The 23,573-nt window shown below is 72.3% G+C and carries 19 protein-coding genes; 4 read left to right on the top strand and 15 right to left on the bottom strand.

Going from position 1 to position 23,573, the window contains the following annotated elements; translation table 11 throughout:
* Positions 1 to 86: 86 nt before the first annotated feature.
* Positions 87 to 1,517 (top strand): lipase maturation factor family protein, encoded by a 1,431-nt coding sequence (locus BIV25_RS26960; protein ID WP_071375029.1) that lies wholly within the window; start codon positions 87 to 89, stop codon positions 1,515 to 1,517.
* Here BIV25_RS26960 and BIV25_RS26955 read toward each other — a convergent pair.
* The 8 genes from BIV25_RS26955 to BIV25_RS26920 are packed head-to-tail and all read right to left on the bottom strand — an operon-like array spanning position 1,505 to position 9,330.
* Entirely contained in the window at positions 1,505 to 2,329 is an 825-nt protein-coding gene (locus BIV25_RS26955; protein WP_071375028.1) for an amidohydrolase, read from the bottom strand. The two genes, BIV25_RS26960 and BIV25_RS26955, sit on opposite strands and share 13 nt — an antisense overlap.
* Complete coding sequence (locus BIV25_RS26950) at positions 2,326 to 2,640, bottom strand: L-rhamnose mutarotase (protein ID WP_071375027.1); 315 nt, start codon at positions 2,638 to 2,640, stop codon at positions 2,326 to 2,328. Before BIV25_RS26950 ends, BIV25_RS26955 begins: the two co-directional genes overlap by 4 nt.
* Positions 2,637 to 3,608, bottom strand: a complete 972-nt coding sequence (locus BIV25_RS26945; RefSeq protein WP_071375026.1) for an aldo/keto reductase — start codon at positions 3,606 to 3,608, stop codon at positions 2,637 to 2,639. Before BIV25_RS26945 ends, BIV25_RS26950 begins: the two co-directional genes overlap by 4 nt.
* The gene (locus tag BIV25_RS26940) at positions 3,605 to 4,360 is read right to left on the bottom strand and encodes an SDR family NAD(P)-dependent oxidoreductase (protein ID WP_071375025.1); all 756 of its coding nucleotides are present in this window, start codon (positions 4,358 to 4,360) and stop codon (positions 3,605 to 3,607) included. Before BIV25_RS26940 ends, BIV25_RS26945 begins: the two co-directional genes overlap by 4 nt.
* Positions 4,357 to 5,721 (bottom strand): L-fuconate dehydratase, encoded by a 1,365-nt coding sequence (locus BIV25_RS26935; RefSeq protein WP_071375024.1) that lies wholly within the window; start codon positions 5,719 to 5,721, stop codon positions 4,357 to 4,359. The genes BIV25_RS26940 and BIV25_RS26935 overlap by 4 nt, the downstream gene beginning before the upstream one ends.
* Before the next feature lie 36 nt (positions 5,722 to 5,757).
* Positions 5,758 to 6,786 (bottom strand): ABC transporter permease, encoded by a 1,029-nt coding sequence (locus tag BIV25_RS26930; protein WP_071375023.1) that lies wholly within the window; start codon positions 6,784 to 6,786, stop codon positions 5,758 to 5,760.
* On the bottom strand, positions 6,779 to 8,269 hold the full coding sequence (locus tag BIV25_RS26925) for a sugar ABC transporter ATP-binding protein (RefSeq protein ID WP_071375022.1): 1,491 nt from the start codon (positions 8,267 to 8,269) through the stop codon (positions 6,779 to 6,781). Before BIV25_RS26925 ends, BIV25_RS26930 begins: the two co-directional genes overlap by 8 nt.
* Positions 8,266 to 9,330 (bottom strand): sugar ABC transporter substrate-binding protein, encoded by a 1,065-nt coding sequence (locus BIV25_RS26920; RefSeq protein WP_071375021.1) that lies wholly within the window; start codon positions 9,328 to 9,330, stop codon positions 8,266 to 8,268. Before BIV25_RS26920 ends, BIV25_RS26925 begins: the two co-directional genes overlap by 4 nt.
* Positions 9,331 to 9,493: 163 nt before the next feature.
* On the opposite strand from BIV25_RS26920, the gene BIV25_RS26915 reads away from it, so the two are divergent.
* Positions 9,494 to 10,198, top strand: a complete 705-nt coding sequence (locus tag BIV25_RS26915; protein ID WP_071375020.1) for a FadR/GntR family transcriptional regulator — start codon at positions 9,494 to 9,496, stop codon at positions 10,196 to 10,198.
* A gap of 137 nt (positions 10,199 to 10,335) precedes the next feature.
* Here the strand turns inward: BIV25_RS26915 and BIV25_RS26910 are convergent, their stop codons facing one another.
* The 5 genes from BIV25_RS26910 to BIV25_RS26890 form a co-directional block, all read right to left on the bottom strand.
* A complete protein-coding gene (locus tag BIV25_RS26910) occupies positions 10,336 to 13,374 on the bottom strand; it encodes a glycoside hydrolase family 38 C-terminal domain-containing protein (protein ID WP_071375019.1) in 3,039 nt (1,012 codons plus the stop codon).
* Positions 13,375 to 13,516: 142 nt separating this feature from the next.
* Complete coding sequence (locus BIV25_RS26905; protein WP_071375018.1) at positions 13,517 to 14,773, bottom strand: glycosyl hydrolase; 1,257 nt, start codon at positions 14,771 to 14,773, stop codon at positions 13,517 to 13,519.
* Between the two features lie 25 nt (positions 14,774 to 14,798).
* A complete protein-coding gene (locus BIV25_RS26900) occupies positions 14,799 to 15,707 on the bottom strand; it encodes a carbohydrate ABC transporter permease (RefSeq protein WP_071375017.1) in 909 nt (302 codons plus the stop codon).
* Positions 15,704 to 16,624 carry a carbohydrate ABC transporter permease gene (locus BIV25_RS26895; protein WP_071375016.1) on the bottom strand — a complete coding sequence of 307 codons (921 nt, stop codon included), beginning with the start codon at positions 16,622 to 16,624 and terminating at the stop codon, positions 15,704 to 15,706. The genes BIV25_RS26900 and BIV25_RS26895 overlap by 4 nt, the downstream gene beginning before the upstream one ends.
* Positions 16,625 to 16,630: 6 nt before the next feature.
* Positions 16,631 to 17,917 (bottom strand): ABC transporter substrate-binding protein, encoded by a 1,287-nt coding sequence (locus tag BIV25_RS26890; protein ID WP_071375015.1) that lies wholly within the window; start codon positions 17,915 to 17,917, stop codon positions 16,631 to 16,633.
* Positions 17,918 to 18,176: 259 nt separating this feature from the next.
* On the opposite strand from BIV25_RS26890, the gene BIV25_RS26885 reads away from it, so the two are divergent.
* Positions 18,177 to 19,205, top strand: a complete 1,029-nt coding sequence (locus tag BIV25_RS26885) for a LacI family DNA-binding transcriptional regulator (RefSeq protein WP_071375014.1) — start codon at positions 18,177 to 18,179, stop codon at positions 19,203 to 19,205.
* Here the strand turns inward: BIV25_RS26885 and BIV25_RS26880 are convergent.
* Together BIV25_RS26880 and BIV25_RS26875 are read right to left on the bottom strand one after the other, a co-directional pair.
* On the bottom strand, positions 19,194 to 19,499 hold the full coding sequence (locus tag BIV25_RS26880; protein WP_071375013.1) for a hypothetical protein: 306 nt from the start codon (positions 19,497 to 19,499) through the stop codon (positions 19,194 to 19,196). The two genes, BIV25_RS26885 and BIV25_RS26880, sit on opposite strands and share 12 nt — an antisense overlap.
* A 164-nt stretch (positions 19,500 to 19,663) precedes the next feature.
* Positions 19,664 to 22,015 carry an alpha-L-fucosidase gene (locus BIV25_RS26875; protein WP_071375012.1) on the bottom strand — a complete coding sequence of 784 codons (2,352 nt, stop codon included), beginning with the start codon at positions 22,013 to 22,015 and terminating at the stop codon, positions 19,664 to 19,666.
* A 197-nt stretch (positions 22,016 to 22,212) separates the two neighbouring features.
* Between BIV25_RS26875 and BIV25_RS26870 the strand changes: the two genes are divergently transcribed.
* Positions 22,213 to 23,559 (top strand): amidase, encoded by a 1,347-nt coding sequence (locus BIV25_RS26870; RefSeq protein ID WP_071375011.1) that lies wholly within the window; start codon positions 22,213 to 22,215, stop codon positions 23,557 to 23,559.
* Positions 23,560 to 23,573 lie beyond the last annotated feature (14 nt).

The raw sequence follows: 23,573 nt of genomic DNA, 5'->3' as shown, positions 1-23,573 counted from the left end.
GCCTTGCACCCGTTTGGCTGGCAACTCGGGGGCGGTCATGATGGAGACGACCCCCGCGGTGTGGCCGCGACGAAGGGCGCGCAGCCGTGAACTGGTTCACCGCTCCCGACTACTGGCTGAGCCGGCTGGTCCTCCAGCGGGCCCTGGCCGGGCTGTACCTGGTCGCCTTCCTGACGGCGGCCCGGCAGTTCCGCGCCCTGCTGGGCGAGCGCGGCATGCTGCCGGTCCCCCGTTTCGTGGCGCGGGCACCCTTCCGGCAGGCGCCCAGTCTGTTCCAACTGCACTACTCCGACCGCTTCTTCGCGGGCTGCGCCTGGACGGGCTGTGCCGTGTCCGCGGCCCTGCTGGCCGGGGCGGACTCCCTGCTGCCGCTCTGGGCCGGGATCCTGCTGTGGCTGGTGCCCTGGGCGCTGTACCTGTCGATCGTCAACGTCGGCCAGACCTGGTACGCGTTCGGCTGGGAGTCGCTGCTGCTGGAGACGGGGTTCCTGGCCGCGTTCCTCGGCAACGGCGCGGTGGCGCCGCCGGCCGTGGTGCTGTTCCTGCTGCGCTGGATCCTGTTCCGGGTGGAGTTCGGCGCCGGGCTGATCAAGATGCGGGGCGACGCCTGCTGGCGGAAGCTGACCTGCCTCTACTACCACCACGAGACCCAGCCGATGCCGGGCCCGCTGAGCTGGTTCTTCCATCACCTGCCGAGGCCCCTGCACCGGGCCGAGGTCGCCGCGAACCACGTCACCCAACTGGTCGTCCCGGTCCTGCTGTTCACCCCGCAGCCGGTCGCCTCGGCCGCCGCCGCGCTGATGATCGTCACCCAGCTGTGGCTGGTGCTGTCCGGCAACTTCTCCTGGCTGAACTGGATCACCATCGTGCTGGCCCTGTCGGCGCTCCGGCTCCCCGGCTCCCCGCCGTCCGTGCCGTCGGCGCCGCTCTGGTACGAGATCCTGGTGCTGGCGCTCGCAGCGCTGCTGCTCTTCCTGAGCTACCACCCGGTGACGAACATGATCTCGCGCCGCCAGGTCATGAACCGCTCCTTCGACCCGCTGCACCTGGTGAACACCTACGGCGCGTTCGGCAGCGTCAGCCGGATCCGCTACGAGGTGGTGGTCGAGGGCACGCTGGACGACGTACCGCGCGAGGACGCGGACTGGCGGGAGTACGAGTTCCGGGGCAAGCCCGGGGACGTGCGGCACTGGCCGCGCCAGTTCGCGCCGTACCATCTGCGGCTGGACTGGCTGATGTGGTTCGCGGCGCTGTCCCCCGCCTATGCGGGCGACTGGTTCGGCGGCCTGGTGGAGCGGCTGCTGGAGAACGACCGCGACACCCTGCGCCTGCTGCGCCGCTCCCCGTTCCCGCCGGACACCCCGCCCCGCTTCGTGCGGGCCCGCCTCTTCCGCTACCGGTACACCTCGTGGCGGGAGATGCGGGAGACGGGCGCGTGCTGGGAGCGGATCTACGTCCGCGCGTATCTGCCGCCGACGCGGCTGGCCGGGGTGGCTCAGAGGTCTCAGAGGTCGTAGACGCGGGTCGCGGTGGTCTCCAGCACGCGGGTGCGCTCGGCGGGGCCGAGCAACCGGGTGGTCGCGTCGAGGACGTCGCGGTACGTCCCGGCCGTCGTGCACACCGGCCAGTCCGAACCGAACATCAGGCGGTCCGGGCCGAAGGCCGCGAGGGCGGTCTCGGCGTACGGGCGCAGGTCGGCCACGGTCCAGGAGGCGGGGTCGGCCTCCGTGACCAGGCCGGAGAGTTTGCCGAACGTGTTGGGCAGTGCGGCCAGCGTGCGCAGGTGCGTGGCCCAGGGTTCGAGGACTCCGGCGGCGACGGGCGGCTTGCCCAGGTGATCGAGGACGAAGGTGAGTTCCGGGACCGACCGGGCGGCCTCGGCGCAGGCCGGGAGCTGGTGGGGCTGGACGACGAGGTCGTAGACGAGTCCGGCGTCCGCGAGCGCGGTCAGGCCCCGCAGTACGTCCGGGCGCAGCAGCCACCGCGGGTCGGGTTCGCCCTGGACCTGGTGCCGGATGCCCTTCAGGCGGGCGCCGCCCGGGAGCCGGCGCAGCCGGGCCAGTTCCTCGGCGATGTCCGGGCGGGTCAGGTCGGTCCAGCCGACGACGCCGGCGATCAGTTCGTGGCCGTCGGCCAGGGCCAGGAACTCGGGGGTCTCCTCGGGCACGGTGACCGTCTGGACGAGCACGGTGCGGGTGACCCCGGCCGCGCGCGCCTGCGGTTCGAGGTCGGCGAGGGCGAAGTCCCGCCGCAGCGGGCTGTGTTCGGGGATCCAGTCCTGGTCCCGTACCGAGAGGTCCCAGACGTGGTGGTGGGCGTCGACGGTCACGGCAGCTCCCAGACGACGGGCAGCCCGGCGGCGGCGCCGCCCCGGGAGTAGTCGTGCACGACGTCGAGCAGTTCGGCCATGCGGGCCTGCCAGGCCACGTTGACGGGCAGCTGCTCCAGTGCGGCGAGCAGCCGGCCGTAGTCCTCGCAGTCGAGCAGATGGAACAGGTCCGTCCCGCTGCGCCAGATGGTCCACGAGGTGGCACCGGCGGCGCGGATGGCGGCGGTGAGTTCCTCCGGGACCTCGCGGTGGGCGGCCTCGTACTCGGCGATCCGGTCGCCGCGGACCGTGGTGTGCAGGGCGACTCTCATGACGGGCCCTCCTCGCGGGGCAGCATGCCGGACTCGCGCAGCTCCGCCCAGAGCGCGGCGGGCACGCCGGCCGTGAACTGGTCGGCGCAGTCGTGCACTTCGGCCGCCGAGCGGACGCCGACCAGGAGGGAGGCGACGGCCGGGTGGGCGCCGGAGAAGGCAAGCGCGGCGGCCCGCAGCGTGGTGCCGTGCCGCTCGGCGATCGCCTTGAGGCGCAGGGCGCGCGCCAGCAACTCTCCCGAAGATTGTGCGTAGTTGTACGTGGCGGTCGGCTCCGGGTCCGCCAGCAGGCCCGAGTTGAAGACACCGCCGAGGACGACCGAGACCCCGCGCTCGGCGGCCAGCGGGAGGAATCCGGTGCCGGCGCTCGGGTCGAGCAGGGTGTAACGGCCCGCGCACAGGAGCACGTCCACGTCGGTGTCGCGGACGAACCGGGTGAGCATCTCCGTCTGGTTCATGCCCGCGCCGATCGCGCCCACCACGCCCTCGGCGCGCAGCTTCTCCAGGGCCGGATAGCCCTCGCGGAAGGCCTGCTCGGCGTGGTCGTCGGGGTCGTGCAGGTAGACGACGTCGACGCGGTCCAGGCCGAGGCGGGTGAGGCTCGCCTCCAGGGAGCGGCGGACTCCGTCGGCGCTGAAGTCCCACACACGGCGGTGGTTCGCCGGGACGGCGAAGCCGTTCGCCAGGTCGTCGCCGGTGCCGTCGGCGGGTTCGAGGCGGCGGCCCACCTTGGTGGAGAGGGTGTAGTGGGCGCGGTCGTACGCCCGCAGGGCCGCGCCGAGGCGGCGTTCCGACAGGCCGAGGCCGTAGTGCGGGGCCGTGTCGAAGTACCGGATGCCCCGCTGCCAGGCGGCCGCCACGGCCTCGCCCGCCCGCTCGTCGTCCAGCGGGGCGAAGAGGTTGCCGAGCGGTGCGGCACCGAAGCCGAGCCGGGTGACCTCGACGCCGCTGCGGCCCAGCGTGCTCACTGTCCCGCCGGGCGCAGCCGCAGGCCCTGCATGCCGCCGTCGACGGCGAGCGCGGTGCCGGTGGTGGCACCGGACAGGGGGCCCGCCAAGTAGGCGACGGCGCCCGCGACTTCGGCGGCGGTCACGAGACGCCCGGTGGGCTGGCGGGCCGCCAGGGCGGCGCGTTCGGCGGCCGGGTCCGGGGCGGCGTCCAGCAGCCGGCCGACCCAGGGGGTGTCCACCGTACCGGGGTTGACGCAGTTGACGCGGATGCCCTCGCGGACGTGGTCGGCGGCCATGGCGAGGGTCAGGGAGTACACGGCGCCCTTGGTGGCGCTGTAGAGAGCGCGCCTGGGGAGTCCGGCGGTGGCCGCGACGGAACAGGTGTTGACGATCGCGGCGTGGGAGGAGCGGCGCAGCTGCGGCAGGGCGGCGCGGGCGGTGCGCACCATGCCGAGGACGTTGACGTCGAAGACGCGGTGCCACTCGGTGTCGTCGTTGTCCTCGACGGTGCCCTGGGCGCCGATCCCGGCGTTGTTGACGAGGATGTCCAGCCCGCCGAGGTCCTCGGCGGCGCGCTCGACCGCCGTACGCACCGAGGTGTCGTCGGTGACGTCGGCGCGGTACGCGAGGAGCGGCTTGTCGACGCCGGTGACGTCCCGGTCGAGGACGGCGACCCGGGCGCCGCGGGCGGCGAGGAGGTCGGCGGTGGCCCGGCCGATGCCGGAGGCGCCGCCGGTGACCAGGGCCTTCAGACCCGCGAAGTCGCTCATGCGGCGCGTCCCTTCTGCGTGTTGGTCTGTGTGGTGGCCTGCGTGTCGGGGTCGGCGGCCCAGTACGCGCCGCCGGGGAACGTGTAGCGCGCGACGGACTCCGGGCGCAGGGCGGCCGAGAAGCCGGGCTCGGTGGGGGCCGTGTAGTGGCCGTCGCGGATGACGACCGGGGTGACGAAGTGCTCGTGCAGATGGTCGACGTACTCGACGACCCGGTCCTCGGTGGTGCCCGAGAGGGCAAGGTAGTCGAACATCGAGAGGTGCTGGACGAGTTCGCACAGGCCGACGCCGCCCGCGTGCGGGCAGACGGGCACGCCGAACCGGGCGGCGAGCAGCAGGACGGCGAGGTTCTCGTTGACACCGGCGACGCGCGCCGCGTCGATCTGGACGATGTCGAGGGCGCCGGCCTGGAGCAGCTGCTTGAACATGATCCGGTTGTGGACGTGTTCGCCGGTGGCGACCTTCACCGGCGCCACCGCGCGGCGGATCGCGGCGTGGCCGAGGACGTCGTCCGGGCTGGTGGGCTCCTCGATCCAGTACGGGCGGAACTCGGCGAGGGCCTGGGTCCAGCGGATCGCCTCGTCCACGTTCCAGCGCTGGTTGGCGTCGACGGCGAGCCGGATGTCGGGGCCGATCACGGCACGGGCGACCCGGCAGCGCCGGATGTCGTCGTCGAGGTCGGCGCCGACCTTCAGCTTGATCTGGGTGAAGCCGTCGGCGACGGCCTGCGCGGCGAGCCGGCCGAGCTTGTCGTCGTCGTAGCCGAGCCAGCCCGGGGAGGTGGTGTAGGCGGGAAAGCCGCGCTCCAGCAGCCGCGCCCGGCGCTCCTCGGCGCCTTCCCTCCCCCTTCTGAGCAGGTCGAGGGCCTGGTCGGGGGTGAGGGCGTCGGTGAGGTAGCGGAAGTCGACCTGGGCGACCAGCCACTCGGGGTCGGCGTCGGCGAGCAGCTGCCACAGCGGTTTGCCGGCCCGGCGGGCGGCGAGGTCCCAGACGGCGTTGACGACGGCCCCGACCGCCATGTGCATCACGCCCTTCTCGGGGCCGAGCCAGCGCAGCTGGCTGTCGCCGATCAGGTCCCGGAAGAGCGCGCCGGGGTCGGCGCACAGCTCCGCCACGTCGCGGCCGAGCACATGGTCGCGCAGCGCGTCGATCGCGGCGACCTGGACGTCGTTGCCCCGCCCGATGGTGAAGACGAATCCGTGCCCCTCGATCCCGTCGGCGGCGTCGGTGCGCAGCACGACGTAGGCCGCCGAGTAGTCGGGGTCGGGGTTCATCGCGTCGGAACCGTCCAGTTCGCGCGAGGTGGGGAAGCGGATGTCGTGGGTGTCGACCGCGGTGACGCGAGCGGGGGCCTGGGACACTGAAGTCCTTTCGGTCGGGGGGCGTCTGACGGGTGATCAGTCCTGGGCGCGGCCCGTCGTCACCCGGGCGATCATGAGGGCGACGAGGATGATGCCGCCGTAGATGGCCTGGATCCAGAACGAGGGGACCTGGGCGAGCGTGAGCAGGTTCTGTACGACGCCCAGCAGCAGGACGCCGCTCAGGGCGCCGAACATGGTGCCCTTGCCGCCGTCCAGGCTGATGCCGCCGATCACCGCGGCCGCGAACACGGTGAAGATCATGTTCTGGCCCTGGTTGGCGCTGATCGCGCCGACGTAGCCGGTCTGGAGCAGGCCCCCGATCGAGGCGAGGACGCCGGCGACGACGTACACGCCGAGCATGACGCGGTCCACGCGGACACCGGCGGCGCGGGCGGCGTCCGCGTTGCCGCCGATCGCGTAGAGGGCGCGGCCGGTGCGGTGGTACTTGAGCAGGAACCCGGTGACGGCGAAGGCGGCCGCGGCGAGCCACACGGACAGCGGGACGTTGAGGAAGGTGGTGGTGGCGAGCGAGGAGAAGCTGTCGGGCATGCCGAACAGGGTCTTGCCCTTGGTGGCGCCGACGAGCAGGCCGCGCAGCACGATGAGCATCGCGAGGGTGACGATGAAGGCGTTGAGCCGGAACTTCACGACGAGGACGCCGTTGAAGGCTCCGATGGCCGCGCCGACCACGGGGATCGCGAGCAGGGCGAGCGCGGTCGGCCAGGTGGTGCCCCAGCCGGACTGGGCGGCGGGCAGGACCAGCAGGGCGCCGATGGCCGGGGCGATGCCGACCACCGACTCCAGCGACAGGTCGAACTTGCCGGTGATGAGGACGAGGGACTCGGCGAGCACGACCATCGCGAGCGCGGCGGAGGCGCCGAGGATCGAGATCAGGTTGCGCTCGGTCAGGAAGGAGTCGTTGACCACGGCGCCGAGCACCATGAGCAGCAACAGCGCGGGGACGAGGGCGAGTTCGCGGGCCCGGCGCAGCAGCACGGTCCGGGCCGACCGCGCGTCCGGGGTCTTCGTCGGCGCGAGCGGCGGGGCCGCCCGGGTCTCAGCCATGGTCAACTCCTTCGATGGAGGCGATCAGCTCGTGGTCGCGCCAGCCGGCCGGGTGCTCGGCGACGACGCGGCCGTGGAAGAGGACGAGGACGCGGTCGCAGCGGCGCAGGTCGTCGAGTTCGTCGGAGACGACGAGGACGGCGGTGCCGTCGTCGCGGGCGTCGTCCATGCGCGCGAGCAGCGACTCCTTGGACTTCACGTCGACGCCGGCGGTGGGGTTGATCAGGACCAGCAGGCGGGGGTCACAGGCGAGGGCGCGGGCCATGACGACCTTCTGCGCGTTGCCGCCGGAGAGGTCGGAGACCGGCTGGTCGGGGCCTTCGGCGTGGATGTCGAGGCGGTCGATCAGGTCGGCGGCGAAGCGGCGCCGCCGGTCGGTGGCGACGAACCCGGCCCGGCCGAGCCGGTCCAGCACGCCGAGCGTGGCGTTGTCGCCGATGCTCATGCCGGACACCAGTCCCTGCTCGTGCCGGTCGCGCGGGACGCAGCCGACGCCGGCCCGCAGGGCGGCCCGTACGTCGCCGAACGGCAGCCGCTCGCCGTCCAGTCGGGCGGTGCCGCCGGTCGGGGTGTGCAGTCCGGCGAAGGACTCGGCGAGTTCGGTCTTGCCGCTGGCGCTGGAGCCGGCGAGTCCGACGACCTCGCCGCGCCGCACGGTGAGGTCGACGTCGTCGTACGCCGGTGAGGTGAGTCCGTGCGCCTCCAGCAGGACCGGGGCGCTCTCCCCGGCCTGCTGCCGCGATACGGCCGGTTCGGCGACGGACTCCCCCGCCATGGCCTCCACCAGGGCCGCCTTGGGCAGGTCGGCGACCGGGGCGGTGGTGATCCAGCGGGCGTCGCGCAGCACGGTGACGGTCTGGCAGACCTCGTAGACCTCCTGGAGGTGGTGCGAGATGAACAGGAAGGTGACACCGGAGTCCTGGAGGGAGCGCATACGGGTGAAGAGGCGCTCGATCTCCCGGTTGTCGAGCTGGGCGGTGGGCTCGTCCAGCACGATGAACCGGGCGCCGAGGCTCAGCGCCCGTGCGATCTCGACCATCTGGCGGTCCTCGACCCGGAGGTCGGCGGTGCGGGCCTCCGGGTCGACGTGCACGTCCCAGGTACCGAGCAGCCCGGCGGCCTCGCGGCGCAGCCGGCGCCAGCTGATGAGGCCGCGGCCGGTGGGCTGCCGGTTGAGGAACAGGTTCTCGGCGACGGTCAGTTCCGGGACGACCGTCGGCTTCTGGTAGACGCAGGCGACCTTGCGGCGCCAGGCGTCCCGGTCGGCGAGCGCGGGCGCGGGTCCACCGTCGAAGCGGACGGTGCCCTCGTCCGGGGCCTGGAGCCCGGTGAGCACGTTGACCAGGGTGGACTTGCCGGCGCCGTTGCGGCCGACCAGGGCGTGGGACTCGCCCGCGAGGACGGTGAGCCGGCCGTCGGCGAGGGCGACGGTGGGGCCGTACCGTTTGACGACGCCCCGGGCTTCCACGAGCGGTGTACTCATTTGACCGTGTTGCCCCACAGCTTGGGGTCGTCGACGTTCGCCTTGGTGACCAGCGGCGCGGGCAGCTGGTCCTCCAGGATGCCGCTGGGCAGCCGGACGATCGTGGAGCCGTGGTCGGTGGGGCCGGGCTTGAACGTCTTCCCGGCCATGGCCGCCTTGATGTAGTACAGGCCGTAGCGGGCGTAGGCGTCGGCGGGCTGGGAGACCGTGGCGTCGATCTGGCCCTTGCGGATGGCGTCGAACTCCTGCGGGATGCCGTCGTTGGAGACGATGGTGATGTGGCCCTGCTGCCCGGCGGTCTTGAGCATGCCCTTGGACTTCAGGGTCTGCAGCGTCGGCGCGAGGTAGACGCCGCCGGCCTGGAGGTAGATGCCCTTGATGTCGGGGTTGGCGTTGAGCAGGGTGTCCAGCTTGGCGGCGGCGGTGTCCGACTCCCACTTGGCGGGGATCTCCAGCACCGTGAGCTTCGGGTACTTCTTCTTCACACAGGACCGGAAGGCCTCGGAGCGGTCGCGGCCGTTGACCGAGGCGAGGTCGCCCATGATCTGGACGACCTTGCCGCTGGTGATGTGCTGTCCGAGGTAGTCACAGGCCTTGGTGCCGTACGCCACGTTGTCGGCGCGCACCACCATGGCCACCTTGCCCTTGTCGGGCGCGACGTCCACGGCGACCACGGGGACGCCCTTGCGTGCGGCCTGGTCGAGCCCGGCCTGGACGGCGGCGCTGTCCAGCGGGGCGACCACCAGTCCCTTGACGCCCTGGGTGAGTTCGTTGTCGATGTCGGTGATCTGCTGCGAGGGGTCGCTGTTGGAGTTGACGGTCTTCAGCACCTGGACGCCCTCGGACTTCGCCATCGTGGGCACGTAGTCGTTGTAAGACTGCCAGAACGGCGAGGTCAGCAGCGGCAGGATCACACCGACCTCGCCGGTGCCCCCGCCGCCCGCGCTCGCGGTGTCCTTGGTGCTGCCGCAGGCGGCGAGCATGAGCGAGGCGCCGGCGGCCAGGGCCGCCACGCCGATGATCCGTGACCGCTTGCGCTTCCTCACTGTGCTGGCGGGCATCTCGCGGCTCCTCGTTGAGGGTGTTCGAGCAGACGCCGCATACTTATCAGACCAATGAGCCGAGTCAACACCCTTCTGCACGGAGAATTCGAGGATTCTGGTCGTAGTGGTCGGACCACTCGGCTGGTTAGACTGCGGCGCACCGGGGGGAAGGAGGAGCGGCGTGGACGAGGAAGTGGTGCCGCAGAAGGGCACGGTGACCCAGCGCGCCATCGAGGCGATCAAGGCGATGATCGCCGAGGGCCGGCTGGAACCGGGCCAGCGGCTGCCCACCGAGCGGGACCTCGCGGCCCGGCTGGGGATCTCGCGCAGCTCGATGCGGGAGGCGATCCGCGCGCTGACGGTGCTGGGCGTCCTGGAGGCCCGGCACGGCTCCGGCATCTACGTCACCGCGCTGGAGGCAGGCGATCTGCTGGAGACCTTCGGGGTGGTCGCCGACCTGTCCCGGGGGCCGCGGCTGGTGGAACTGCTGGAGGTGCGGCGGATCCTGGAGTCGACGGCGACGGCACTCGCGGCCGCGCGCATCAGCGACAGCCAACTGGCCGCCGTCGAGGAGCACGTGACGGCGATGAACGCCACCGACGACCCCGAGGAGATCCTCGCCCACGACCTCGCCTTCCACCGCGAGATCGCCGCGGCGGCGGGCAACGAGACGATGGCCGCGATCCTGGAAGGGCTGTCCTCGCGCACCTTCCGGGCCCGGGTGTGGCGGGGCTACCAGGAGGAGGGCGCGTTCGCGCGCACGCGGCGCGAACATGCGGCGATCCACCGCGCCCTCGTCGCCCGGGATCCGGAGGCGGCAAGGGCTGCGGCGGCCTCACATGTCGGTGAGGTGGAGGAGTGGCTGCGGGCCCAGCTCGGGCCGTAGGGGGTGTCGTTCGGATCATCCCGGCGTCGCGGGCGCCGGCACGCACTCCCCCAGAGGGGGCACCCCCCTCTCGGGTCCGCCGGAAGGCGCCGTTCCGCACGGCCGACCTGATCCGGACGACACCCCCTGGTACCGGATCACGACCGGCGGAGCCGGAGCGTCACGAGTTCGAACGGGCGCAGCCGTACGGTGACGCGCCCGCCCTCGCGCGCGGGCGGCTCGCTGTCGGCGAGCGGCCTCTCCAGCAGGTCCGTCACCGTCACGTCCGCGACCTCGAAGCCCGCCGTGAGGCTCGCGCGGGCCCGGCCGCCGTGCGCCTCGTGGAAGCGGACGACCACGTCGCCGCTGCCGTCGTCGGCCAGCTTCACCGCCGTGACGACCACGGCGTCCTCGTCGACCGTGACCAGCGGAGCGACCTCGTGCGCGCCGGTGACCCAGCGCTCCGGCAGGTTGAGCCGCCAGCCCTCGCGGACCGCGTCCCCGATCCCCGCGCCGGGCACGAGCGCGTGCCGGAATCGGTGAACGCCCTGGTCGGTCTCCGGGTCGGGGAAGCGCGGGGCGCGCAGGAGAGACACACGCACCGTGGTCGTCGTACCCCGGTCGCCGTCGCCGCGCACCGTGCGGGTCACGTCGTGGCCGTACGTCGAGTCGTTGACGATGGCGACGCCCCAGCCGGGTTCCGCCAGGTGGACGAAGCGGTGGTTGCACGCCTCGAACTTGGCGGCCTCCCAGGAGGTGTTGGTGTGGGTCGGCCGGTGCACGTGCCCGAACTGAGTCTCCGACGCGTACCGTTCGGCGTGCATGTCGAGCGGGAAGGCCAGTTTGAGGAACTTCTCGGTCTCGTGCCAGTCGACCTCGGTGTCGATCACCAGCCGCCGCTCGCCGGGCGACAGGGACAGCACCTGGGTGACGCGGGAGGCGCCGAAGGCACGGGTGACCCGCACCGATGCACCGCCCCCGCCGGACTCGCCGGGCCCGTCGGCCTGGACCGACTCCGCGTCCGTGAGGTCCGTGACGGTGTTCCGGTAGAACTCGTCCACGTCCCAGGCGTCCCACATGTTCGGGAAGTCCGGGTGGAGCTGGAGGAGTCCCGCGGCCCCGCCGGGGGCGACGGTCTCACGGCCGGCCTCGACGTCGTACGCGGAGACGACGAGGCCGCGGGCGTCGATCTCGACGCGGAGCAGACCGTTGTCCAGGACGTACCCGCCCCCGGCGCGCGGCGCCGGCGTCGTGCCCTGCGACGGGCGGGCCGCCCCGGCGCCTCCGGCGGGAACGCCGCCGCGGCCGTGCGGTGCCGAGTTGAAGAGCAGCTCCCGGGTTCCCTCCCCCGCCAGGGCCCGCTGGGCCGCGTCGATGACGACGTTCAGCTCCCCGGCGATCCGCGCGTAGGTCGCCCGGGCCTCCCGGTGCACCCAGGCGATGGACGAGCCGGGCAGGATGTCGTGGAACTGGTGCAGCAGGACCGTCTTCCAGATCCGGTCCAAGTCCTCGTGGGGGTAGGGGAATCCGGTGCGGACGGCGGCCGTCGCCGCCCACAGTTCCGCCTCGCGCAGCAGGTGCTCGCTGCGCCGGTTGCCCTGCTTGGTCTGCGCCTGGCTGGTGAGGGTCGCGCGGTGCAGTTCGAGGTACAGCTCGCCGACCCAGACGGGCGGCTCGGGGTACTCGGCCTCGGCCTTCTCGAAGAAGGCGCGGGGTGCCTCCCAGGCGACGGTCGCCGAGCCCTCCAGGTCGCGCAGCCGGGCCGCCTTGGCGACCATCTCGCGGGTCGTGCCGCCGCCTCCGTCGCCCCAGCCGGTGGGCGCGAGGGAGTGCCGGGCGCGGCCCTTGTCCTTGAAGTTCCGTGCCGCGTGGGCGATTTCGCTGCCCTTCATGGAGCAGTTGTAGGTGTCGACGGGCGGGAAGTGGGTGAAGATCCGGGTGCCGTCGATGCCCTCCCACTGGAAGGTGTGGTGCGGGAACGTGTTCGTCCGTGACCACGAGATCTTCTGTGTGAGCAGCCACTTGCTGCCCGCCGCCCTGATGATCTGCGGCAGGCCGGCGGCGAAGCCGAAGGTGTCGGGCAGCCAGGCCTCCTCGTTCTCGATGCCGAACTCGTCGAGGAAGAACCGCTTGCCGTGCACGAACTGACGGGCCATCGCCTCCGAGCCCGGCATGTTGGTGTCCGACTCCACCCACATCCCGCCGGCCGGCACGAACCGCCCGTCGGCCACGGCCTTCTTCACCCGCGCCCACACCTCGGGCCGGTGCTCCTTCACCCACGCCCACTGCTGCGCCTGGGACATGGCGAACACGAAGTCGGGCTCGTCCTCGATCAGCGCGGTCATGTTGGACGTCGTACGGGCCACCTTGCGGACCGTCTCGCGCAGCGGCCACAGCCACGCCGAGTCGATGTGGGCGTGTCCGACGGCGCTGATGCGGTGCGCGGACGGTACGGCGGGTGCCGCGAGGACCGCCGTGAGCTGCTGCCGGGCCCGGGCCGCCGTGCCGCCCACGTCCTGGAGGTCGACGGCGTCCAGGGCCCGCTCGACGGCACGCACGAGGTCGTAGCGGCGCGCGGAGTCACCCGGCAGCTCGGCCATCAGCTCGCCGAGCACCTCCAGGTCCATGACCAGCTGCCACACGGTCTCGTCGAAGACGGCGAGGTCCATGCGGGCGAGCGTGTACTGCGGCTCGCTGCCGGCGGTCTCCTTGTCGCCGAGCCGGGTCGGCAGGAAGGGGTGGTAGTCGAGGACGACCGGGTTGGAGGCGGCCTCGATGTGCAGGACCACCTCTTCCCCGCCGGTCGCCGGGGCGCCGATCCGCACCCACTGGTTGCGCGGATTGAGGCCCTTCACCGGCGTGCCGTCGGGCCGGTAGACCAGGCCCTCGCACTGGAAGCCGGGCATGTTCTCGTCGAAGCCGAGGTCGAGCAGGGCCTCGACGGTCCGCCCGGCCCACGCCTCGGGCACGGTCCCGGTCACCCGGAACCAGCTCGTGCCCCAGGGAGCGCCCCACCGTGCGCCCACCTCGATCGGCCCGGGCTCGGCGGCGAGTCCCTCCTCGACCGGTACGGGTTCGCCGGGGGCGTGCCACACCGCGACCTGCAGCGGCACGGACTCGGGGTACACGGCGGGACGGATGCGCTCGTCGAGGACCCGCCTGAGGCGGGCTTCCACCAGCGTGCGGTCGTCATGCATACGGGGTGCTCCCTGCGGGGGTCCGGTGCGGGTTCCGGGTTCGGGTTCCGGGTGGGTTGTCAGGGGTGGGGCACGGTCACGGGTTCGGGCCGTTCTACAGCTCCCCCTCCGCGCGCGGTCCGAACCGTGCCTCGTGTGGGGTTCACGAGCCGGTGCCCGCGTGCGGAGTGGGCAGTACCTGGCCGGGAGTGACGACGTCGGTGATGCCGCGCGCGGCGAGGTGGTCGGTGTCGTCCGCGCGGGTGTCCAGGACGGTGGTGGGGCGGGCGCCGTCGGCGACGAGCCGGAAGAAGGCGTCGAAGACGGGGCCGCCGGGGCCGCAGCGGGAACGCAGGGCCGGATCGTCGGGGACGACGAGGGCGGTGGTGCGCGGCGCGGGGGCCCGGCCGGTGTCGCGTGCGGCGTCGGCCAGCACGCGGGCGATGTCCTTGGGCCTGCGGTCGTCGGTGAACAGGCCGAGTCCGTATTCGAGCCGGGGGAAGTCGGCGAGGTCGCGCGAGACGTCGTACGAGCACCACCAGGTGATGCCCCACAGGTCGGGGCAGTCGAGGGCGTGGGTGATCGTGGCCTCGGCGAAGGCGGCGGCGTGTTCGGGGGGCACGAGCGGTGCGGGCGCGCCGACCTCCTGGAGCCACACCGGCCGGTGCGGCGCCTCGGCCCAGGCCTTGCTCAGCTCGACCAGGTAGGCGGCGTGGTGCTCGCTGGGCACGGAGGTACGGCCGTGGCGCTGGGCGGTGCCGTTGAACACCCAGGAGTGCACGGCCGTGACGTCGCCGAGGCGGGCCGAGTGGCCGGGGGTGAAGGGCTGGTCGTCCTGGTACCAGGCGGCGTCGTAGGAGGCGTGCAGATGGAGCCGGTCCGGGGCGCCTTCGGCGCAGGCGGCCAGCATCCGCACGAGCCAGCGCTCGGCCTCGTCCGGCGTGATGCGGTCGGGGTCGGGGTGAGGGCCGGCGGCGAACTGGTTGACCTCGTTGCCGACGGTCATGCCGAGGAAGCCCGGGCGGTCGGCGAGGGCGGCGGCGAGGGTGCGCAGATAGGCGGCCTGGCCGGCCACCACGTCCGGGTCGGTGAAGAGGTTGCGCCGGTGCCAGGTGCGGGTCCAGGCGGGCAGGAAGTCGAAGCTGCTCAGGTGCCCTTGCAGGCCGTCCACGTTGACGTCCAGGCCGCGTTCGGCGGCCGCGTCGGCGAGGGCCACGAGCTGTTCGACGGCGCGGGGGCGGATCAGGGTGCGGTTGGGCTGGAAGTACGGCCACAGCGGGAAGACACGGATGTGGTCGAGGCCCAGCGCGGCGATCGCGTCGAGGTCGGCGCGCACGGAGTCGAGGTCGAAGTCGAGCCAGTGATGGAACCACCCCTCGCTCGGGGTGTAGTTGACGCCGAAGCGGACGGCAGGAGGCATGGAGGTCCTTGTGGCATACGGGTGTTCAGCCCTTGACGGCGCCCTCGCCGACGCCGCGGAAGAAGTACCGCTGGAGGCAGGCGAAGAGGGCGATGAGCGGGGCCACGGCGATCACGGTGCCCGCGGCGACGAGCCGTTCGTCGTTGGCGAAGGTGCCGTGCAGATAGTTGAGGCCGATGGTGAGGGTGAACTTGGAGGGGTCGCTGAGGACGATGAGCGGCCACAGGAAGTCGTCCCAGGCACCCATGAAGGCGAAGATCGCGACGACGGCGAGTGTCCCCCTGACCGAGGGCAGCGCGACGCGCAGGAACCGCTGCCAGACGTCGGCGCCGTCGACGTAGGCCGCCTCCTCGATCTCGTAGGGGAGACCGCGGAACGCGTTGCGCATCAGCAGGACGTTCATGGCGCCGATCGCGCCGGGCAGGACGACGCCGACGAGGGTGTTGTTCAGGCCGAGTTCGCGCATGGTGGTGAACTGGGCGATGACGATGCCCTCGACGGGCACGAGCATCGCCAGCACGAACACGAGCGTGGTCACGCGCCGGCCGCGAAAGCGCAGCCGGGCCAGGGCGTATCCGGCGAGTGCCGAACCGACGCAGTTGGTCACGACGTTGGCGGCGGCGACCTTCAGGGAGTTCAGGGCGTAGTCCCAGACGGGGATGGTGTCGGCGACCCGTGTGTAGTTGTGCAGGGTGGGGTGGGCCGGCAGGAAGCGCGGCGGGGAGCTGTAGATGTCCTCGGTGGTGCCCTTGAGGGAGGTGGACAGCTGCCACACGAACGGGCCGACGGTCAGGGCGAGGACGGCGAGCAACAGCAGGTAGCGCAGGGCCAGTTCACCGACGCGGATCCGGCGGCCGTGCTCGTCGGTGACGCGCGGCGGCCTGCCGCGCGAGGTGACGGGCTGCTCGGGCCGTACCTTCTCCAGGACGCTCACGACTCCTCCCGGCGGTCGGCGCGCAGCACGAGCAGCATGAGCGCGACGGTGACGACGAAGACGACGACGGAGAGGGCGGAGGCGTAGCCGACGCGGCCGGTCAGGCCGGTGCCGGTGCGCTGGACGAGCATGACGAGGGTGGTGTCCTCGCCGGCCGGGCCGCCGTCGGGTCCGGCCATCAGGTACACCTCGGAGAACACCTTGAAGGCGGCGACCGAGGAGAGCGCGGCGACCAGCACCATGGTGGAGCGCACGGCGGGCACGGTGACCGTGAGGAAGCGGCGCACCGGTCCCGCGCCGTCGACGGCGGCGGCCTCGTGCAGTTCGCGGGGCACGTTCGCGAGCGCCGCCAGATAAATGATCATGTAGTAGCCGAGGCCCTTCCACACTGTGACCGCCATCGCGCTCAGCAGGAGCAGCCACTGGTCGCTGAGGAAGCCGACCCGGCCGATCCCTACCGTCTCCAGCAGCGAGTTGACCAGTCCGCGTTCGTCCAGCAGCCACACCCAGATCAGCCCGACGACCACGATCGAGGCGACGACCGGGGTGTAGAAGGCGGCGCGGAAGAAGGTGATGCCGGGGATGTTCTTCTGCACGAGCAGGGCGAGCAGCAGCGGCAGGACGACCAGGGCGGGGACGACCACGAGGACGTAGAGCGTGCTGTTGCGCAGGCCGGTCCAGAACATGTCGTCGTGGAGCAGCTCGCGGAAGTTGGCGAGGCCCACGAAACGGCCCGGGAGCAGGGTGCGGCGGTCGGTGAAGGAGTTCACCAGGGTGGAGAAGAACGGGTAGAGCACGAACGCGCCGGTGACGAGCAGCCCGGGGGCGGCGAACAGCCAGGGACTGACCGGCAGTTGTCGCCGGATCCTGGTCCCGGCCGGCGCGGGGCCCTTGAGGCGGACGGGGGTGGCGGCCATGGCGGGTCAGCCCTGCCGGAGCAGCCGGTCGGCGGCCTTGACAGCGTTGTCGAGGGCTTCCTTCGGGCTCTCCCTGCCCTGGAGCGCCTTGGCGACCTCGTTGCCCAGCGCGGTCTTCATCTGGTCGCTGAACAGCACGGGCGTGTAGTTGACCGCGCCCTTCAGGGACGTGGCCGCGGCGATGCGCACCCGGGTCTCGTCGGTGCCGTCCTCCTTGGTGAAGTACGGGTCGTTCAGGGAACCGGCGGTGCTGGGGAAGATGGCGACCTTCTTCGCGAAGGACATCTGGTTCTGCGCGTCGGTGACGAAGTGGGCGAAGGCGACGGCGGCCGGGGTGTGCTTGGTGCGGGAGTTGACCATCACCCCCATCACGTACATGTTGACGTGCCCGGTGCTGGTGATCTGGTCGGTGATGCCGATGTTCCGGTAGAGGCCGGGCGCGTTCTTCTTGAAGTTGTCGAGGTCGAGGGCGCTGCCGGGGTTCATGGCGACGGCACCGGTGAGGAACTTCTTGCCGGCGGACTCGGGGGTGGCGGTGAGTGCCTGCGGATCGAGGGCCTTGGCGTCGTACAACTCCTTGTACTTGGTGAGGAGTTCGACGGCCTTCGCGTTGTTGAAGGCGAAGGCGGTGCCCTGCTGGTTCATCAGCGGGACGCCGTAGCGGCCGAAGTCCTCGATGGTGGGGACGTTCGCGAGGGTGGCGACCTTGCCGTCGCTCCTCCTCGCCATCCGCAGGGCGTCGGCGAAGAGTTCGTCGTACGTCCTCGGCGGCCGGCCGGGGTTCAGTCCTGCCTTGGTGAACAGGGATTTGTTGTAGAAGAGCGGGCCGGTGTTCAGGTACCAGGGGAAGGCGTACGTGCCGCTCATGCCCGGGATCTGATGACTGGCCCACGCGCCGGGCAGATACTCGGGCCTGTACTTCGCCGCGGCCTTGTCGAGGTCCATGGCGAGGCCCGCCTTGGCGAGGGGGGCGACCAGGTCCGGGGAGACGTTGACGACGTCGGGCAGGGTGCCGCCGGCGGCGTCGGCGCTCAGCTTGTCGGCGTAGCCCTCGGCGGGCTGGTCGATCCACTTCACATGCGTGCCCGGGTACTTCTTCTCGAAGTCGGCGATCAGGCCCTGGAAGTACGGCGTGAAGTTGGCGCGCAGGTTCCAGGTCTCGAAGGTGATGTTCCCCTCGGCCCTTCCGGAGGCGTCGGTGGAGCCGCCGCTGTCACCGCCGGAACCGCAGGCGCTCAGCGGCAGGACGAGGGCGACGGCGGCGGCGAACAGGGCTCTGCGAGGTGTGGGCACGGTGACACGGCTCCCTTGCTGTGTCGGGCTGTTGGCGGCGTGAGAGACCATGCACGGGCCGTTCGGAGAAAGTCAATGCAGTCATCCGAACTAAAGAAATCCACGCTTCATCAGTGCAGGTCAAAGGAGTTCCGCGGAAAGCTTGCCGTAGTTGGCTAATGCGCTTTAGGGTCTTGACGCTCAAGCGCATTAGCCAACTCGCCCGGGAGGGAGGGGAAACGTGCCGCCGACCAGACGGTCACCCGCACGCCGGCCCACGATGAAGGACATCGCGCGGCGGGCCGGGGTCTCCGAGAGCGCCGTCTCCTTCGCGCTGAACGACCGCCCCGGCGTCTCCGAGGCCACCCGCGCGCGGGTCCGCCGGGTCGCCGAGCAGCTGGGCTGGCGGCCCAGCACGGCCGCCCGCGCGCTGTCCGGCGAGGGCGCGGCGACGGTCGGCTTCGTGCTGGCCCGCCCCGCGCACACCCTCGGCGTCGACTCGTTCTTCCTCCAGCTCGTCTCCGGCATCCAGGAGGTGCTCGCCGAACGCCACCTGGGCCTCCTCTTCCAGGTGGCCGAGGACGTGGCCGACGAGTGCGCGGTCTACCGGCGCTGGTGGGCGGAGCACCGGGTGGACGGCGTGCTGGTGGCCGACCCGCGGGCGACGGACCCGCGCCCCGCCCTGCTGGACGAACTGGGCCTGCCCGCCGTGGTGATCGGCGGCGAGCCCGACGGGTGCCACCCTGGACTGTCCACGGTCTGGGCGGACGACGCGGGCGCGATGGCCTCCGTGGTGGACGAGCTCACGGCGCTCGGCCACCGCCGGATCGTGCACATCGCCGGCCTGCCGGACCTGGCGCACACCCAGCGCCGTACCGCCACGCTGCGCGCCGAGGCGGAGCGCCGGGGCCTGACCGAGGTCCGGTCGGTGACCACCGACTACTCCGACACCCAGGGCGCGGCCGTGACCCGCCGGGTGCTCGCCGCCTCCCCGGCCCCCACGGCGCTCATCTACGACAACGACGTGATGGCCGTCGCAGGCCTCTCGGCGGCGGCCGACCTCGGCTTCCGCGTCCCGCAGGACGTGTCGGTGGTCTCCTGGGAGGACTCGGCCCTGTGCCGCATGGTCACTCCCCGGCTGTCCGCCCTGTCCCGCGACAGCGCCGAGTTCGGCCGCACGGCCGCCCGCGAACTGCTGTCCCTCCTGGACGGCGGCCCGGCCCGCTCGGCGGGGGTGCCGGTGCCGCGGCTGACGGGACGGGGCAGCACGGGGCGGCGGCCTCAAGGTCCGGGCCGGTCAGGTACGTGACCGGTACAGCCCGAACTCCGCGGTCCGTACGGCCGCCCGGGCCGCCGTGACCCGTACTCGCCACCTCCGGGCCCGTACCGGCGCCGCGAGCAGCAGGATCCGGCTCGCCCCCACTGCTACGGCGGTGGCCACCCGCGACCAGCCGCGGTCCGTCCAGGCCTTGACCACGAAGGCCTCGATCGGCCGTCCGTGCCGGATGTCCTCCGCCGGCCGGATCCGGTCCACCTCCCGCTCCGCGCCGAAGCCGGCCGTCAGCCGTCCCGGCGTGGCGGTGGTCCGGGCGCCGGGGGTCAACTGGTCGACGGACTTGGGCTGTTGGTTGGCCAGGACGGCAGAACCAGCCGTCCCGGATGGAGACGTCGCACTCGGCGGGCCACCACGGGAGGTGGTCGGCGCTGTCGCGCGCCTTCACGGCGGGGGCGATCACGAGCGGCAGCCGCTACGGTCTTTGCCGGGGCTCAGCCATGCCACTCCACCTTGAACACCCACACGTACCGCCCCGCCCTGCGGGCCGCCGCCGGTACGTCGACCACCAGCGACCCGCCCGTGACGGTCCAGGTCAGGGGCCGGTCGTGGCCGAGCATCGTCACCTTGTCACCGGGCCGGACGGGCACCGGTGCCCCGACGGTCAGCTTCGCGCCGGGCTCGGCGAGGGAGTGGATGTAGAAGGCGTCGTCCGGGCGGACCGTGAAGCGCAGGTCGTCGCCGAGCTGGGCCATGCGCGACCAGTACGTGGTGTCGTACACCGCCTCCCCGTTCACCTTCAGCCACTGTCCGGTCTCGCGCAGCCGGGTCTGCATGATCTCGGGGATCGTGCCGTCCGCGCGCGGGCCGATGTCGAGGAGGAAGTTGCCGTTCTTGGAGACGATGTCGACCAGGCTGTGCACGACCTCCTCGGCGCTCATGTACGCGGAGTCGGGCGTCGCCCGGTTGTAGCCGTAGCTGAAGGGGTCCAGGCCCCTGCTGGCCTCCCACTTGGCGACGACGGTGTCGGCGTACGTGGTGTACTCGGGGGTCGTGAAGTCGTGGAAGGCGATGCCCGAGCGGTTGTTGACGGTCACGTCGACCGGACGGGCCCGGTTCTTGGCGTGGTTGAAGTACTCGGCGAGGACGTGCAGGCTGTCGTTGGCTCCGCCGATGTCGCACCAGATGATCTCGGGGTCGTAGCCGTGGATCAGCTCCAGCATCTGCGGGGCCTGGTAGTCGTGGACGTAGTCCTTGCCGGCGGTGTAGCCGGTGTACGGCACCGGGGCGAGCGTGTACGGGTTGCGCGGGGCGTGGCCCATCCAGGGGTTGTCGGGGTTGAACCACTCCGGCATCGAGAAGTACAGGCCCCGGTGCAGCTCGGGGGCGTAGCGGCGGCTCGCCTCGAAGAGTTCCCCGACCAGGTCCCGCCCGGGGCCCATCTTCACGGCGTTGCGGTCCGAGACCTTGGTGTCCCACAGGGCGAAGCCCTCATGGTGCTTGGAGGTCAGCACGTGGTACTGGGCGCCGGCGTCGCGGAAGAGCTCCACCCAGGCGCGCGGGTCGAACTTCTCGGCGGTGAAGCGGGGGATGAAGTCGTCGTAGGCGAAGTCCTCGCCGTAGGTGTCCCGGTGGTAGGCGTACACGGCGTCGGCCGGGTCCTGCATGTGGTCCCAGTACCACTCGGCGTACTCCTTGCCGACCGGCGACCAGGCGGGCACGGAGTAGACGCCCCAGTGGATGAAGATGCCGAACTTGGCGCCCTGGAACCAGTACGGCGCCTGGTGGGCGGCGAGGGAGGCCTCGGTGGGGGCGTAGTCGGCGGTGCCGAGCGTCAACGAGGCCTTGCCCGCGGCCACTTGGGTGCCCCGGCCGGTGACGGTGACCGTGCCGTCCTGCCGGGTGCCGGGCGCCGTGCCCGGGCGGTTGCGGATGCCGATACGGACCCGGGCCTGTTCGCCGGGGTCGAGGCGGCGCACCCGGGCGGGCCGGACGGTGCGGGCGCCGGGGACGTCGACGGCCACCGCGACGTCGTCGGCGGCGAGGACGGCGACGGTGCCCGCGTTGACGACGGTCGCCTCGACGCCCTGCGCGCCGGAGGGTTCGAGGAGGGAGGGCGTGGAGTGCGGCCCGCGCAGGGCCAACGCCCGCCCGTCGGCGACCGGTTGGAGGGTGAGGGCGAAGACGTGCAGGGACGTCTGGTTCGGCGCCGCGGCGTGGGTCACGGGCAGGGTGACGGCGACCGCCTCGCGGCGTGGATCGAGCCACACCTCCGACACCCCGATGCCGACGGCGTGCTCGTCCTTGCCGCCGTCCGGCCGGTAGCGGTACGGCGCCGACAGCGGGCCGCCCGTCGCGTACCAGTCGGCGCCGCCGAGGCCGGCGGTGGTGGTCGTGCCGTCGGCGTAGTGGACGGTGGCCGTTCCGGAGGCGTCGCCGTAGCTGGCGGCGGTGAGGAAGAAGGCCGACAGGTAGCGGCCCCGGGGGAGGTCGAGGCGCTGGCCGAGGGCGACCAGATTGTTCCTGGCGCCCGCGGTCGAGGCGGGGAAGAGGAAGGGGACGCCGTCCACCTCGACGCGGCCGGCCGGGAGTTCCTCGCCGGGGAAGGTGTAACCGGACCCGTCGAAGTCGCCGCCGCGCGCGGAGGCGGTGTCGATGCCGTCGCTGTCGTAGCGGGCGTCCAGCGGGACGGGCACCGGGGCGGGGACCGCGGCCCAGGGCCCGTGGCCGTCGGCGGCGCCGGCGGGGGTGACGGCGGCGGCCGTGGCGGCGAGCGGGAGGGCGGTCGCGGCCGCCGCTCCCGCGGCGGCCGCGGCGAGGATCGTTCGTCTGGGATACGTGCTCATGAGCGGCTCCCATACACTTCCGATTCATCGGACGTCTGATGATTGTGTGGGCGTCAGTGGACTGTCAACGGGCCTGCGCTGCACAGATTTTGAGCCATTGATCGGATGACAGATCGGCCTCTCGACGTGTCCCGCCCGACCGTGCACAGTTCTCCCTACACGCTCGACCGATACCGACGAGTAGCCAGGGAGTGCCCGTGACCGAATGGGTCGGCCGGACGGCCGCGGAGATCGCCGCCGCCGTACGCGCGAAGGAGGTCACGCCCCGCGAGGTGGTGGCGGAGCACCTCGCACGCATCGAAGGGCTCGACGGGCGGATCGGGGCGTTCCGCACGGTGCGGGCCGAGGCGGCGCTCGCCGAGGCCGACGCCGTCGGCGCACGGGCCGGGCTGTCCGAACTTCCCCTCGCGGGCGTGCCGTTGGCCGTGAAGGACAACCTGGCGGTGCGCGGCGAGTCGCACCGTGACGGCTCGGCCGCGACGCACGACACCCCGGCCGCCGAGGATCACGTCACGGTGGCCCGGCTGCGCGCGGCCGGGGCGGTGGTCGTGGGTCTGACCAACGTGCCCGAGCTGTGTGTCTTCGGCACGACGGAGGGCGTGTTCGGCACCAGCCGCAATCCGTGGGACCTCTCCCGCACGGCGGGCGGCTCCTCCGGCGGCAGCGCGGCCGCCGTGGCCGCCGGGCTGGTGCCGCTCGCGCTCGGCAACGACGGCATGGGCTCGCTGCGCATCCCCGCGGCGAACTGCGGTCTGGTGACACTGAAGCCGGGTTACGGGGTGGTGCCGGCCGGGATCGGCAACGGCGACTGGTTCGGCATGTCCGAGAACGGACCGCTGGCCACCACGGTCGAGGATCTGCGGCTGATGCTGGACGTCCTCGCGGACGGCGCCCTGCCCCGGACCGGGGAGCCGGAGTCGCTGCGGGTCGCCGTGTCCCTGCGCAGTCCGCTGCCCGGGGTGAGCGTGCACCGGTCGTACACGAACGCGGTCCGCGAGGCGGCGGGGGTGCTGGCGCGCGGCGGGCACCAGGTGCGGCGGGCCGATCCGCCGTATCCGCCGTCCCTCGGCGTGACCGCGATCCGGCACTGGACGGCGGGCACGGCCGTGGACGCCGAGGGCCTGGACCCGGCGCGGCTGAGCCGACGGACCCGGGTGCACGCCGCGGTGGGCCGGCGGTTCGTCGCCTCCGTGCGCGGCGGCGACGGCCGCGAGCGGCTGCGCGCCCGGATGACCCCGTTCTTCACCGCGCACGACGTGCTGCTCACCCCGGCCCTCGCCCGGCGCTCTCCCGCGGCGGGCCCGTGGCACGAGCGCGGCTGGCTGCGCAACATCGTCGCGAACACGTACACGCCGTTCACCCCGCCCTGGAACCTGACCGGGTGGCCCGCGATGTCGGTCCCGTGCGGCACCCTGCCCTCGGGCGCCCCCTGCGCCGTCCAGCTCGTGGGACGGCCGGGCGCGGAGGACGTGCTGCTGGGGCTGGCCGAGGAGCTGGAACGGCGACGGCCGTGGCGGCGTACGGCGACAGTGGCGGGTTTCTAGTCCGGGCGGCATGG

Source organism: Streptomyces sp. MUSC 14 (assembly GCF_001866675.1).
Taxonomy (GTDB): domain Bacteria; phylum Actinomycetota; class Actinomycetes; order Streptomycetales; family Streptomycetaceae; genus Streptomyces.
This window is presented reverse-complemented; position numbering and strand designations above follow the sequence as displayed.